Annotated in this window: 11 protein-coding genes; 8 read left to right on the top strand and 3 right to left on the bottom strand. The window is 66.6% G+C overall.

Annotated features, from left to right (window positions below; all coding sequences use genetic code 11):
* Positions 1 to 218 precede the first annotated feature (218 nt).
* Genes ACEN9G_RS19320 through ACEN9G_RS19305 form a run of 4 tightly spaced genes read left to right on the top strand, consistent with a single transcriptional unit; the run spans position 219 to position 5,111 of the window.
* The gene (locus ACEN9G_RS19320; RefSeq protein WP_413339579.1) at positions 219 to 1,499 is read left to right on the top strand and encodes a carbohydrate porin; all 1,281 of its coding nucleotides are present in this window, start codon (positions 219 to 221) and stop codon (positions 1,497 to 1,499) included.
* Positions 1,500 to 1,509: 10 nt separating this feature from the next.
* Positions 1,510 to 3,237, top strand: coding sequence for an ABC transporter permease (locus ACEN9G_RS19315; protein WP_413339581.1), 1,728 nt, complete (start codon positions 1,510 to 1,512; stop codon positions 3,235 to 3,237).
* A 13-nt stretch (positions 3,238 to 3,250) separates the two neighbouring features.
* Positions 3,251 to 4,561 carry an ABC transporter ATP-binding protein gene (locus ACEN9G_RS19310; protein ID WP_483126854.1) on the top strand — a complete coding sequence of 437 codons (1,311 nt, stop codon included), beginning with the start codon at positions 3,251 to 3,253 and terminating at the stop codon, positions 4,559 to 4,561.
* A 1-nt stretch (position 4,562) separates the two neighbouring features.
* Positions 4,563 to 5,111, top strand: a complete 549-nt coding sequence (locus tag ACEN9G_RS19305) for a DUF4337 domain-containing protein (RefSeq protein ID WP_413339585.1) — start codon at positions 4,563 to 4,565, stop codon at positions 5,109 to 5,111.
* Between the two features lie 105 nt (positions 5,112 to 5,216).
* Here the strand turns inward: ACEN9G_RS19305 and rph are convergent, their stop codons facing one another.
* From rph to ACEN9G_RS19290, 3 genes are read right to left on the bottom strand one after another with little or no spacing between them, the layout of a single operon-like run.
* Entirely contained in the window at positions 5,217 to 5,951 is a 735-nt protein-coding gene (rph, locus tag ACEN9G_RS19300) for a ribonuclease PH (protein ID WP_413339587.1), read from the bottom strand.
* Between the two features lie 29 nt (positions 5,952 to 5,980).
* The gene (locus tag ACEN9G_RS19295) at positions 5,981 to 6,910 is read right to left on the bottom strand and encodes a PP2C family protein-serine/threonine phosphatase (RefSeq protein WP_413339588.1); all 930 of its coding nucleotides are present in this window, start codon (positions 6,908 to 6,910) and stop codon (positions 5,981 to 5,983) included.
* A gap of 9 nt (positions 6,911 to 6,919) precedes the next feature.
* Positions 6,920 to 7,906 carry a serine/threonine protein kinase gene (locus tag ACEN9G_RS19290; RefSeq protein ID WP_413339590.1) on the bottom strand — a complete coding sequence of 329 codons (987 nt, stop codon included), beginning with the start codon at positions 7,904 to 7,906 and terminating at the stop codon, positions 6,920 to 6,922.
* A gap of 173 nt (positions 7,907 to 8,079) precedes the next feature.
* On the opposite strand from ACEN9G_RS19290, the gene ACEN9G_RS19285 reads away from it, so the two are divergent.
* From ACEN9G_RS19285 to ACEN9G_RS19270, 4 genes are all read left to right on the top strand, one after another.
* Complete coding sequence (locus ACEN9G_RS19285) at positions 8,080 to 8,967, top strand: YicC/YloC family endoribonuclease (RefSeq protein WP_413339592.1); 888 nt, start codon at positions 8,080 to 8,082, stop codon at positions 8,965 to 8,967.
* A gap of 75 nt (positions 8,968 to 9,042) precedes the next feature.
* Positions 9,043 to 9,678, top strand: coding sequence for a guanylate kinase (gene gmk / locus ACEN9G_RS19280; protein ID WP_413339594.1), 636 nt, complete (start codon positions 9,043 to 9,045; stop codon positions 9,676 to 9,678).
* Positions 9,679 to 9,816: 138 nt separating this feature from the next.
* Positions 9,817 to 10,020 carry a DNA-directed RNA polymerase subunit omega gene (rpoZ, locus tag ACEN9G_RS19275; protein ID WP_056443456.1) on the top strand — a complete coding sequence of 68 codons (204 nt, stop codon included), beginning with the start codon at positions 9,817 to 9,819 and terminating at the stop codon, positions 10,018 to 10,020.
* 133 nt (positions 10,021 to 10,153) lie between these two features.
* Positions 10,154 to 12,400 carry a RelA/SpoT family protein gene (locus ACEN9G_RS19270; protein WP_413339596.1) on the top strand — a complete coding sequence of 749 codons (2,247 nt, stop codon included), beginning with the start codon at positions 10,154 to 10,156 and terminating at the stop codon, positions 12,398 to 12,400.
* Positions 12,401 to 12,411 lie beyond the last annotated feature (11 nt).

Genomic DNA, 12,411 nt, shown 5'->3' with positions numbered 1-12,411 from the left:
CTGCAACGTAAAATCCGACCGTTTTCATTTCATGGAGTCCCTTTCATGGGCACTTGTTCGAGTGGCAGTTGTTGCCGGCTGAATGCCGGTCCCGCCCCGGCAAGATAACGCAGGTCCTCCTCCTGCCGTCATCTCGCCCCAGGGGGGATGATGGTATCCACGACACACGAATCACCAAGCGCGAATGAAAGGTATGCCGTTCACCGACGGAGATACCGATGTTTCGTTGTTCCCTGTTTTACCTTGCTGCAGGCTTGACGCTCGCGGCGCCAATCGCCCGTGCCGACGAGGCCTGGAATGCGCACGTCCAGGCCACGTACGTGTGGCAGGCCAAGCCCGCCTTCGACGCCGCCTACACCGGCCCCGCCAGCCTTGCCCCGTGGCGCGAGACGGGCTATTCGTTCAGCGCCACCGCTGCCTTCGGCGTCCGTCCGTGGACGGGTGCTGAGCTCTACGTCGATCCGGAAGTCGTGCAGGGCAAGGCGATGTCCGGCCTGCACGGCCTGGGCGGCATGACCAATGGCGAAGAGCAGAAGACGAGCGGCACGAGTCCGACCTTCTATCGCGCCCGGCTGTTCCTGCGCGAGACGTGGAACCTGAGCGGAGATTCCCAACCCGTCGACTCCGACATGAACCAGCTCGCGGGCAGCGTGGCGAGCCTCCGCGTCGTGCTCACGGCCGGCAACCTGGCCGCATCCGACATCTTCGACGCCAACAGCCAGGCGCACGACGCGCGCAGCCAGTTCCTCGACTGGGCCCTCGTCGCGCACGGCGCCTGGGATTTCGCGGCCGACGCGCGCGGCTACACGTGGGGCGCGGCACTGGAATACTACGATGGCGACTGGGCCGTGCGCGCGGGCCGCTTCATGCTGCCCGCCGAATCGAACGGCCTGCCGCTCGACACGCGCATCTTCAAGCACTACGGCGACCAGGTCGAGGTGGAACACCATCATGCGTGGTTCGGCCAGCCGGGCACCGTGCGCGTGCTGGCCTTCCGCGACCGCGCCCGCATGGGATCGTTCCGCGACGCGCTGGCGGCAGCCGCGCCGCCGGATGTCGGCACCGTACGCCGCGAGCGCAGCAAGACGGGCTTCGGCCTGAGCCTGGACCAGGCAGTGGCCGGGCGTGCCGCCATGTTCGCGCGCGCCAGCCGCAACGACGGGCAATCGGAAACGTATGCGTTCGCCGAGATCGAACGGTCATTGTCCGTGGGCGCCACGCTGCAGGTCCGCGGCGCCGATACGCTGGGCATCGCCGCCGTGCGCAACGGCCTCTCGCAGGCGCACCGCGACTACCTGGCGGCCGGCGGCATCGGCGCCTTCATCGGCGGCGGCCGGCTGGACTACCACCCCGAGCAGATCGCGGAAACGTATTACAAGATCGGCCTGGGCCGGTACGCCGCCCTGTCGCTGGACTGGCAGCACATCGCCAACCCGGCCTACAACGGCGCGCGCGGTCCGGTGAACGTGGCCGGCGTGCGGCTGCACGGGCAATACTGAGGAGACGATCATGTTCGAACTGTTCACCCCGGGCCGCACCGGCCGCTCGTTCCTCACGACCACCCCGAACCGCTGGGACTGGGCGCTGCTGCCGCTCGTCCTCGTCGTGCTGGCGCTGGCCGCGTACGGCGCGATGCAGATGGCGCGCCCGTTCGTGCTGGGCCAGCCGACGCCGATCTCGCTCGATCCGGCGGTCCTCCCGTACTACCTGCTGCGCACGATCCTGCGCATGTTCAGCGCGTTGGGTGCCGCGCTGCTGTTCACGTTCGTGTTCGCCGTCGTCGCCACGCGCTGGAAGAGCGCGGAAAAGATCATGGTGCCGCTGCTGGACGTGCTGCAGTCGGTGCCGATCCTGGGCTTCCAGGCCATCGCCATCGCGCCGTTCATCGCCCTCTTCCCCGGCAACCTGCTGGGCGTGGAATGCGCCGCCGTGTTCGCGATCTTCACGTCGCAGGCGTGGAACATGGCGTTCAGCCTGTACCAGTCGATGAAGACGATCCCGCCCGAACTGGCGGAAGCGGCGCGCGTGTTCCGGCTGTCGCCGTGGCAGCGTTTCTGGCGCCTGGAACTGCCGTACGCGCTGCCCGCGCTGCTGTGGAACATGATGATGTCGATGTCCGGCGGCTGGTTCTTCCTCGTCGCCGCGGAGGCGATCTCGGTGGCGGGCCAGGACATCAAGCTGCCCGGCATCGGCGCCTACATCGCCGTCGCCATCGAACAGAAGAACGGCGGCGCCATCGCGTGGGCCATCGCCGCCATGTTCGCCGGCATCCTGCTGTACGACCAGCTGTTCTTCCGTCCCCTGCTGGCGTGGGCCGACAAATTCCGCTTCGAGGAATCGCAGGGAGAATATGCGCAGCAATCGTGGGTGCTGGACTGGGGCCGCCGCAGCGTGTGGATCCGCGCCCTCACCGACCGCATGTGGGCGGCGCTCGCACGCACGCTCGGCTGGTTCGGCACGCCGGAACCCGTCGACGCGGCGCCGCGCGTTTCCCGCTTCGCGCTGTCCGCGCGCGCGATCGACGGCATCGTCCTCGCGCTCGCGCTGCTGGGCGCATGGCGCTTCATCCTGTTCATCCACGCGCAGGTCGGATGGGGCGAGGCGCTGCGCGTCGTGGGCCTCGGCTGCATCACGCTCGCGCGGGTGATGCTGCTGATCGGCCTCGCATCGCTCGTGTGGGTGCCGGTCGCCGTGTGGATCGGGCTGCGTCCCCGCTACGCCCAGGCCGTGCAGGCGCTCGCGCAATTCCTCGCCGCGTTCCCCGTGAACCTGATGTTTCCGATCGTCGTGTACGCGCTCGTGCACCTGCGCCTGAATCCGAACATCTGGCTCAGTCCATTGATGGTGTTCGGCACCCAGTGGTACATCCTGTTCAACGTCGTCGCGGGCGCGTCCACGCTGCCGAACGAGTTGCGGCTCGCGGCCGACAACCTGGGACTCACCGGCTGGCTGAAATGGAAGCGCGTGTACCTGCCGGCCGTGTTCCCGAGCTTCGTCACGGGCGCGATCACCGCCAGCGGCGGCTCGTGGAACGCGAGCATCGTGGCGGAATACGTCACGTGGGGCAAGACGTCGCTCGTGGCCGATGGCCTGGGCAGCTACATCAAGCAGATGACGGACGCCGGCGACTTCCACCGCATCGCCCTCGGCATCGGGGTGATGTGCGTATTCGTCATGGTATTGAACCGCTTCTTCTGGCGCCGGCTGTACCTGCTGGCCGAAGACCGCAGCCGCTGAAAGGGACTACAAGATGACCGACAAACTGATCGAACTGCAGGCCGTGCAAAAGGCCTTCCGCAGCGCCGACGGCGCCCCGCGCACCGTGCTCGAAGGCGTCGACTTCACGCTGGCGGACGGCGAGATCGTCGCGCTGCTGGGCAAATCCGGCTCCGGCAAATCGACGTTGCTGCGCATCGTCGCGGGCCTCGTGCCGGCCGACGCGGGCAAGGTCGAATACCGCGGACGTCCCATCCGCGGGCCGCTGTCCGGCGTCGCGATGGTCTTTCAATCGTTCGCGCTGTTCCCCTGGCTGACGGTGCAGCAGAACGTGGAGCTGGGGCTCGAAGCGCAGGGTGTCGCGCCCGCCGCGCGGCGCGAGCGGGCGGACGCGATGCTCGACCTGATCGGCCTCTCCGGCTTCGGCAGCGCGCTGCCGCGCGAGCTGTCGGGCGGCATGCGCCAGCGCGTGGGCATCGCGCGCGCGCTCGTCACGCACCCGGACGTGCTGCTGATGGACGAAGCCTTTTCGGCCCTCGACGTGCTGACGGGCGAGACGCTGCGGGGCGACATCCTCGACCTGTGGGACGGCAAACGGATCCCCACGCGCGGCATCCTGATCGTGTCGCACAACATCGAGGAAGCCGTCATGATGGCGGACCGCATCATCATCCTGTCGAGCGATCCGGGCCGCGTGCGCCACGAGATCCGCATCGACCTGCCGCGCCCGCGCAATGCGGACGCGCCGGAAGTGCGCGCGCTCGTCGACGAGGTCTATGGCCTGATGACGATGCGTCCCGCCGCCGCGCCCGCGACGGCGCGCCCGGCCACCATCGACTACCGCCTGCCGGACACGGACGTGGGCCGCATGGAGAGCGTGCTGGACCTGCTCGCGGGCGCCCCGTACGACGGCCGCGCCGACCTGCCGCAGCTGTCGGAAGACACTGGGCTGCCGGACGAGGAACTGTTCCCGACCTACGAGGCATTGAACCTGCTGGGCCTCGCGCACGTCGAGCGCGGCGACATCGCGCTGACCGGCCTGGGCCTGCGCTATGCCCAGGCCGACCAGGCGCTGCGCCAGACGCTGTTCGGCCAGCAGCTGTTGAAGAACGTGCCGCTGGCCGCGCGCATCCGGCGCCAGCTGGAGGACGAGCCGGGCGGCGCGCTGCCGGAAGATCCGTTCATCGACCTGCTGGAAGACACGCTGGAAGCGGACCAGGCTAGGCGCATGCTGGAAGTGGCGATCGAGTGGGGCCGTTACGGCGAGCTCTACGAATACGACTATCATACAAGGCAACTGCGCGGCCGGCTGAAACTGCCGGGTACCGGCAACGCGAAGGAGTGACATGGAAACCGACACCCTCGACCGCAAGGTCGCGCTGACCGTGGCGCTGCTGGCGTCCTTCATGGGCGTCTGCAAGGTCAAGGACGACAACATCGTGCAGGCGATGCAGCAGGCACAGGCCGACAAGATCGACCACTGGGCCTTCTACCAGGCCCGCAACCTGCGCCAGGAACAGGCGCATACGACCCTGCTCCAGGTGCGCCTGGCCGCTGCCGGCCGCCCGTCCGGCGAGCAGGCTGGCTACACGGCCGCGATCGCGGATCTGGAAAAGCTGGAACACGACCAGGCGCAAAAGAAGAACGAGGTGCTGGCGCAGGCCAAGCAGGACCAGGACACGTACGATGCGCTGAACTACCGCGACGACCAGTTCGACCTGTCCGACGCGGCGCTGGCGCTGGCCCTGTCGCTGCTGGCCGTCACGACGCTGACGCGCCAGCGCTGGCTGTATCTCGCGGCGCTGGTGCCGACGGCGATCGGCGTGTTCTATGGCGTGGCCGGGCTGGCGGGGTTGCCGTTTCACCCGGGCTGGCTGACCGGGCTATTGTCGTAAGCCTCGTACCGTAATACGTCATCCCCGCGAAGGCGGGGATCCAGGTTTGCCCGCGTCGCGGTAACGCATGCAAAATTGGCCCCCCGCCTCCGCGGGGGCGACGGGTCACGCAGCCAGGCCGAGCGCCTGCTTCTGCAGGCCCACCAACTCGCGAATCCCCTGCTCCGCGAGGTCGAGCAGGCGGTTCATCCCCGCCCGGTCGAAGGCCTCGCCCTCGGCCGTGCCCTGCACCTCGACGAAGTGCCCGGCCTCCGTCATCACGACGTTCATGTCGGTGTCGCAGCCCGAATCCTCGATGTAGTCCAGGTCCAGCACGGGCACGCCGCCCACGACGCCCACCGAGATCGCGGCGACGAAATGCTTGACCGGCACGGCCGGGACCAGGCCCGCCGTCACGAGCTTCGAGAACGCGTCATGGGCCGCCACCATCGCGCCCGTGATCGACGCGGTGCGCGTGCCGCCGTCGGCCTGGATCACGTCGCAATCCAGGTGCAGCGTGCGTTCGCCGAACGCTTCCAGGTCGAACGCGGCGCGCAGCGAGCGGCCGATCAGGCGCTGGATTTCCTGCGTGCGGCCGGACTGCTTGCCGCGCGCCGCCTCGCGGTCCATGCGCGTGTGCGTGGAGCGCGGCAGCATGCCGTATTCCGCGGTCAGCCAGCCCTGCCCCTTGCCCTTCAGGAAGCCCGGCACTTTTTCCTCGATGCTGGCGGTGCAGATCACCTTCGTGTCGCCGCATTCGATCAACACGGAACCTTCGGCGTGCTTCGTGTACTGGCGGGTGATGCGGATGGCGCGCAGCTGGTCGACGGCACGGCCGCTCGGGCGGAGGGTTTGGGTCATGGATGTCCTTCGTGGTTGGTTATTTCAATTTATTTCAATATTTGCGACGACTTCTCGATGGCATCGCGGATCTCGGCGATGGCCTTCTCGATGTCGTCCTCGTCGAACGGGTCGTCCGGTGCCGGCGCCGCGGCAGGAGCATCGATGCGGCTCGTGACTTCGCCGTCGGGCACCGTCTGCGTCGAGACGACGCTCGGATCACCCGCGGCGGCCGGCGTCCCTGCGCCCTGCCACTGGATGGCGAGGGCCGTCGTGTTGTCGCCGCGGCTGCCGGCGATGGCGGTGGCCATCGCGATCATCGCCGGCACGGCCTGCGTGATCGGCTGCGCGGACAGGCGGTGCGCGATCTCGGTGTCGGGCAGCATGGACCACAGGCCGTCGGAGCACAGCAGCAGGACGTCGCCCGGTTCCAGGCTGGCCGCGCGCGACAGCTCGACCTTCGGCGGCGTCGACGCGCCCAGGCAGTTGTACAGCTTGTTGCGGTCCGGGTGCGTGGCGCGCTCGCTCGCATCGGCCTGCCCTTTCGCGATCAGGTACTCGATGTGCGAATGGTCGCGCGTGCGCCCGAGGACCTGGCCGCGGCGCAGCCAGTACAGGCGCGAATCGCCGCAATGGGCCCAGACGGCGCTATTGTGCTGCACGAGGCAGGCGACGATCGTTGTGCGCGGGCTGTCCGGCATCGCTTTCTCGCGCGTGTAGCGCAGGATGTCCTCGTGGGCCTGCTCCAGGGCCTCCTGCAGGAAGCGCTCGGGCTTGCGCACGTACGGCGTCGCCTGCGCCTTGAAGCGCGTGGCGATGCTTTGCAGGGCGATCGTGGCCGCGACCTCGCCCCGCAGATGGCCGCCCATGCCGTCCGCCAGCACGAGCAGCAGCGCGTCGCGCGTGTACAGGTAGCCCATGCGGTCCTGGTTGAGTTTGCGGCCGCCGATGTGGCTTTGCTGGTAGACGGAAAATTGCATGGCTTATCCTCAGGCGCGTCCGCGGCCGAAGCCGATGCGTTCGACGAGGCCGCGCCAGCCGGAAGCCGGCGCCGCATCTTCGGTCTCGGGCGGCAGCGCCGCCGGCGTCGCAGGAAGACCCGCCTGCAGCACCTTCTGCACGGCGAACACGCTCTGCGGCCGCGCCAGCGGATCGAGGGCGAGGCACGCCTTCACCATCGCCACGAGGCCCGGCGTGTACGTTCCTTCGAGCTTCGCGATCTGTTCGCCCACCGTATCGGCCGCGCGGCGCTGGTCGGCCGGCTGCGGCGGCGCGCCCGCCATGCACGCGAACATGGCGGCGCCGATGCTGTAGATGTCCGTCCACGGCCCGAGCGCGCTGCCCTTCGCATACAACTCGGGCGCCGCGAAGCCGGGCGTGTACATGGGCGCCAGCGTGGGCGCGTCCGTGTGGATGGTCTGGCGCGCGGCGCCGAAGTCGAGCAGCATGGGCGAGCCGTCCGTGCGCAGGTAGATGTTGGCCGGCTTGAGATCGAGGTGCAGCAGCTTGTTCGCGTGGACGTCGCGCAGGCCGGCGCAGACGCCGTTGAAGACCTGGCGGATGAACGGTTCGCCGGCGCGACTGCCTTTCGCGACCAGGCGCGCGGCCACTTCCTGCAGCGAGTGGCCCGATTCGTAGGCCATCACCATATAGACCGTGTCATTGGCGCGGAAAAAATTTAACACCCGCACGACATTCGGATGAATGATGCGCGCCAGCGCCCGCCCCTCTTCGAAGAAGCATTTCAAGCCGATGCGGAACACGGGCAGGTTGGCCTTCGCGATCACGGGCGCCAGCTCGCCCGGCGCCCGCAGCGCCAAGGCGCTGGGCAGGTATTCCTTGATCGCCACGGCGTTGCCGTCGCCATCATATGCAAGATAAACAATACTGAACCCGCCGGACGCAATTTTCTTTACAATGCGATATCCGCCAATTTCCAGCCCATCGGGCAGGGGAGCATTATTCTGGGCAGCCATTTGGGAAAGTATTCCTTGCTAAACACGGCGATTGTGTGGATAAATCACCGCTTTGTAAAGAATAAGGGAATCTCGCAAAACCACAGCGCGCGGCGCCACCCGCACCGCGCTGCGGCCGGACAAGCGGCTTTGCGAATTCCCGGAAATCGGGGACTCCATTGAGCATTTCTAGCATGACAGGTTATGCGGTCGCCACAAGCGAAGGCGCTGCCGGCACCCTGACGATCGAGATCAAGAGCGTCAACTCGCGCTTTCTCGACCTCCAGTTCCGCATCAACGACGAGCTGCGCGCGCTGGAACCGGACCTGCGCTCCGCCATCATGGCGGCCATCACGCGCGGCAAGGTCGAGGTGCGGCTGTCGTTCGGCCGCAAGGCCACGACCGGCTCCCAGGCCCTGAACCAGACGCTGCTGGCCGACCTCGCGCGGCTGCAGACCGAGGTCACGCGCCACTTCGTGTCCGCCCCGCTGATGACGGTCGCGGAACTGCTGCGCTGGCCGGGCGTGATCGAAGAAGCGCAGATCGGCCAGGAATCGCTGCAGGCCGACGTCGCCGCCCTCGCCGCGAAGACGATCGCCGCCTTCGTCGACAGCCGCAAGCGCGAAGGCGCGGCGCTGGAAGCGATGCTGATCTCGCGCATCGAGGCGATGGAAGCCATCGTCAAGCGCATTACCCCGCTGATCCCGCAGGTCATCGCCCAGTTCCAGCAAAAGGCCATCGAGCGCATGCAGGACGCGCTGGGCCTGGCCGGCCACGGCAACCCGCAAGTGCTCACGCGCCAGGAAGTCTTCGAACGGATCCGCCAGGAAGTCACTTTGTACGGCATCCGCATCGACGTGTCGGAAGAATTGTCGCGCCTGACGGCCCACCTGAACGAGACCCGCCACATCCTCAAGAAGGGCGGCCAGGTCGGCAAGCGGCTCGACTTCATGATGCAGGAACTGAACCGCGAAGCGAATACGCTGGGCGCCAAGGCTTCCGTCAAGGAGCTGGCCGATGCGTCGATGGAGCTCAAGCTGCTCATCGAGCAGATGCGAGAGCAAGTACAAAATCTGGAATAATCGTCAAGCCTGCGGCTTGGCATGGTGGGCACGGGGTGCCCACGCGAACTTATCACACGTAATAAAGGAACCACCATGCTCACCAACGCTTTCTCCGGCAGCCTGTTCGTCGTCGCCGCCCCGTCCGGCGCCGGCAAGTCGACCCTGGTCAATGCGCTGCTGGCGCTGGAACCGGGCATCAAGCTGTCGATCTCGACGACGACGCGCCCGCCGCGTCCGGGCGAAGAGGACGGCCGCGAATACCACTTCACCACCGCCGAGGATTTCGTCGCCCGCGCCGACCGCGGCGAATTCCTGGAATGGGCCGAGGTGCATGGCAATTACTACGGCACGAGCCGCCTGACCGTGGAACAGGAAATGAAGACGGGCACGGACATCCTGCTGGAAATCGACTGGCAGGGCGCGCGCCAGGTGAAGAAGCAGTTCCCGGACGCGGCCGGCATCTTCATCCTGCCGCCGTCGATCGCGGCACTGGAAGAGCGCCTGCACAAGCGCGGCACGGACGAGCCGCACATCATCACGCGACGCCTGCTGGCCGCGGGCGGCGAGATCGCTCACGCTCCCGAGTTCGAGTATGCTATCATCAACGAAGAGTTCAACGTCGCCCTGTCCGAGCTGCAGGCGATTGTCAAAGCGACACGTTCGCGCTTCGCCCAACAGGCCGCCCGCAACGCCTCGCTCTTTGCCCAGTTGGGAATCCATTCTTCTTGATGTTCGGGGTCAGAGCCCGGTTTTCGCGCTTGGGCTCTGACCCCGACTGACTAGACAGAACATTCGCATATTGCCTGCCGCATCGAAGTCGCTTTGAACAGCCCGACCGAATAGTTATCTGATCCCTAGGAGCACCATATGGCCCGCATCACCATCGAAGATTGCCTGAAAAACATCCCGAACCGTTTCCAGCTGACCCTGGCCGCGACCTATCGCGCCCGCCAGCTGCTGCAAGGCCACACCCCGAAAGTCGAAGCCAAGGACAAGCCGACCGTCGTCGCGCTGCGTGAAATCGCTGCCGGCAAAGTCGGCCTGGAAATGCTGAAAAAAGTCCCGATGTAAGTCGGGCGGTGCCTGAGCTTACATACGCTCTTGGGGTCAGAGCCCGAATTTATCGGGTGGGCTCTGACCTCAACTGATCCCAGCCCGTGATTCTGTTATGCTGTTTCCATACTGCGGCTGATTGTCATTACGTATGAGTTTATCCTCACCGGACTCCCTCCACTCGGGCACCAACAACAAGGCGAGCCGGCCCGGCCGGCCCGCCAACAAACCGCAGGAAGCCGAACCGGCGTCCGCTCCCGGCGTCGCGTCGATCACGCACCTGGCCGGCAAGCTGGCCGAATACCTCACCCCCGTCGAACTCAAGCGCGTCAAGGAAGCCTACCGCTTCTCGGACGAGATGCACCTCGGCCAGGTCCGCAAGTCGGGCGAGCCGTACATCTCGCACCCGATCGCCGTGGCCGAGATCTGCGCCGACTGGAAGCTGGACGCCCAGGCGATCATGGCCGCGCTGCTGCACGACGTGATCGAGGACCAGGACGTCAAGAAAGAGGAACTGCTGGAGCGCTTCGGCCCGCAGGTCGCCGACCTCGTCGACGGCCTGTCGAAGCTGGAAAAGATCGAGTTCCAGAGCGTCGTCGAAGCGCAGGCGGAAAACTTCCGCAAGATGCTGCTGGCGATGGCGTCGGACGTGCGCGTCATCCTGATCAAGCTCGCCGACCGCCTGCACAATATGCGGACGCTGGGCGTGATGGCGCCGGCCAAGAAACGCCGCATCGCGGGCGAGACGATGGAAGTCTACGTCCCGATCGCGCACCGCCTCGGCCTGAACGACATCTACCGCGAACTGCAGGACCTGTCGTTCTCGCACCTGTACCCGCTGCGCTACCGCACGCTGTCGAAGGCGATCAAGGCCGCGCGCGGCAACCGCCGCGAAGTGGTCAGGAAGATTCTCGACGCCGTCAAGAACCAGCTGTCCGCCGCCGGCCTGCCGGCCGAAGTCTACGGCCGCGAAAAGACCCTGTACGGCATCTATAAAAAGATGCGCAGCAAGCACCTGTCGTTCTCGCAGGTGCTGGACGTGTACGGCTTCCGCGTCGTCGTCGACACGGTCCCGAACTGCTACGTGGCGCTCGGCGCCCTGCACGCGCTGTACAAGCCCATGCCCGGCAAGTTCAAGGACTACATCGCGATCCGCAAGATCAACGGCTACCAGTCGCTGCATACCACCCTGATCGGCCCGTACGGCACCCCGGTCGAATTCCAGATCCGCACCCAGGAAATGCACCGCACGGCGGAATCCGGCGTGGCCGCGCACTGGCTGTACAAGACGGGCGACCAGAACATGACCGACCTGCAGCAGCGCACCCACGCGTGGCTGCAGTCGCTGCTCGACATCCAGCAGCAGACGGGCGACTCCGCCGAATTCCTCGAGCACGTGAAGGTCGACCTGTTCCCGGACTCCGTCTACGTGTTCACGCCCAAGTCGAAGATCATCGCCCTGCCGCGCGGCGCGACGCCGCTGGACTTCGCCTACAGCATCCACACCGGCATCGGCGACCACACCGTGGGCGTGAAGATCAACCACGAACCCGCATCGCTGCGCACGGAACTGCACAACGGCGACATCGTCGAGATCGAGACCGATCCCGACTCGCGCCCCAGCCCGACGTGGCTGAGCTTTGTCCGCACGGGCAAGGCGCGTTCGGCGATCCGCCATCACCTGCGCACCATCAACCTGAACGAATCCGTCGAACTGGGCCAGGAACTGCTGGGCCAGGCGCTAGGCCAGCTGGGCATCAAGACCGAACTTCTGCCTTCGATGATCGAACGCCTGCTGGCGGAATCGTCGGCCAAGTCGATGGACGAGGTCTACGCCGACATCGGCATCGGCAAGCGCATGCCCGCACTCGTGGCGCGCCACATCGTGAGCCTGCTGGGCGGCGATGTCGCGTCCGTCCCCGCGCAGCCGAGCCACGGCGCCGAGCTGGATCCGGTGACGATCTACGGCAGCGAAGGCGTGTCCGTGCAGCTGGCACCGTGCTGCCAGCCGATCCCGGGCGACCACATCATCGGCCAGCTGCGCCGCGACCAGGGCCTCGTCGTGCACACGGCCGACTGCTCGCAGGCGAACCGCCTGCGCCTGAAGGAACCGGACCGCTGGATTCCGGTCCAGTGGGGCAGCGAACTGAACCGCCGTTTCGACTGCCGCATCCGCCTGCTGATCAACAACGAAAAGGGCATCCTGGCCCGCGTCGCCGCCGAGATCGGCGAGTCCGACGCCAACATCACGTATGTCGGCATGGACGAGGACGACGAGCACATGCTGACCCAGCTGCGCTTCACGATCCAGGTCAAGGATCGCGTGCACCTGGCGCACCTGATCCGCAACCTGCGCCGCGTGGCCGGCGTCAACCGCGTGGAGCGCGAGCGGGCGTAATTCCCATACGC

Source organism: Massilia sp. Masssp94, from assembly GCF_059491305.1.
The sequence above is the reverse complement of the archived record's forward strand: the minus strand, read 5'-3'. Positions and strand labels throughout refer to the sequence as shown.

What these genes read in the sequence shown, in the direction of transcription:
- ACEN9G_RS19320 (WP_413339579.1), top strand. Translation starts at nt 219, where the DNA reads ATGTTTCGTTGTTCCCTGTTTTACCTTGCTGCAGGCTTGACGCTCGCG.
- ACEN9G_RS19315 (WP_413339581.1), top strand. Translation starts at nt 1,510, where the DNA reads ATGTTCGAACTGTTCACCCCGGGCCGCACCGGCCGCTCGTTCCTCACG.
- ACEN9G_RS19310 (WP_483126854.1), top strand. Translation starts at nt 3,251, where the DNA reads ATGACCGACAAACTGATCGAACTGCAGGCCGTGCAAAAGGCCTTCCGC.
- ACEN9G_RS19305 (WP_413339585.1), top strand. Translation starts at nt 4,563, where the DNA reads ATGGAAACCGACACCCTCGACCGCAAGGTCGCGCTGACCGTGGCGCTG.
- rph (WP_413339587.1), bottom strand. Translation starts at nt 5,951, where the DNA reads ATGACCCAAACCCTCCGCCCGAGCGGCCGTGCCGTCGACCAGCTGCGC.
- ACEN9G_RS19295 (WP_413339588.1), bottom strand. Translation starts at nt 6,910, where the DNA reads ATGCAATTTTCCGTCTACCAGCAAAGCCACATCGGCGGCCGCAAACTC.
- ACEN9G_RS19290 (WP_413339590.1), bottom strand. Translation starts at nt 7,906, where the DNA reads ATGGCTGCCCAGAATAATGCTCCCCTGCCCGATGGGCTGGAAATTGGC.
- ACEN9G_RS19285 (WP_413339592.1), top strand. Translation starts at nt 8,080, where the DNA reads ATGACAGGTTATGCGGTCGCCACAAGCGAAGGCGCTGCCGGCACCCTG.
- gmk (WP_413339594.1), top strand. Translation starts at nt 9,043, where the DNA reads ATGCTCACCAACGCTTTCTCCGGCAGCCTGTTCGTCGTCGCCGCCCCG.
- rpoZ (WP_056443456.1), top strand. Translation starts at nt 9,817, where the DNA reads ATGGCCCGCATCACCATCGAAGATTGCCTGAAAAACATCCCGAACCGT.
- ACEN9G_RS19270 (WP_413339596.1), top strand. Translation starts at nt 10,154, where the DNA reads ATGAGTTTATCCTCACCGGACTCCCTCCACTCGGGCACCAACAACAAG.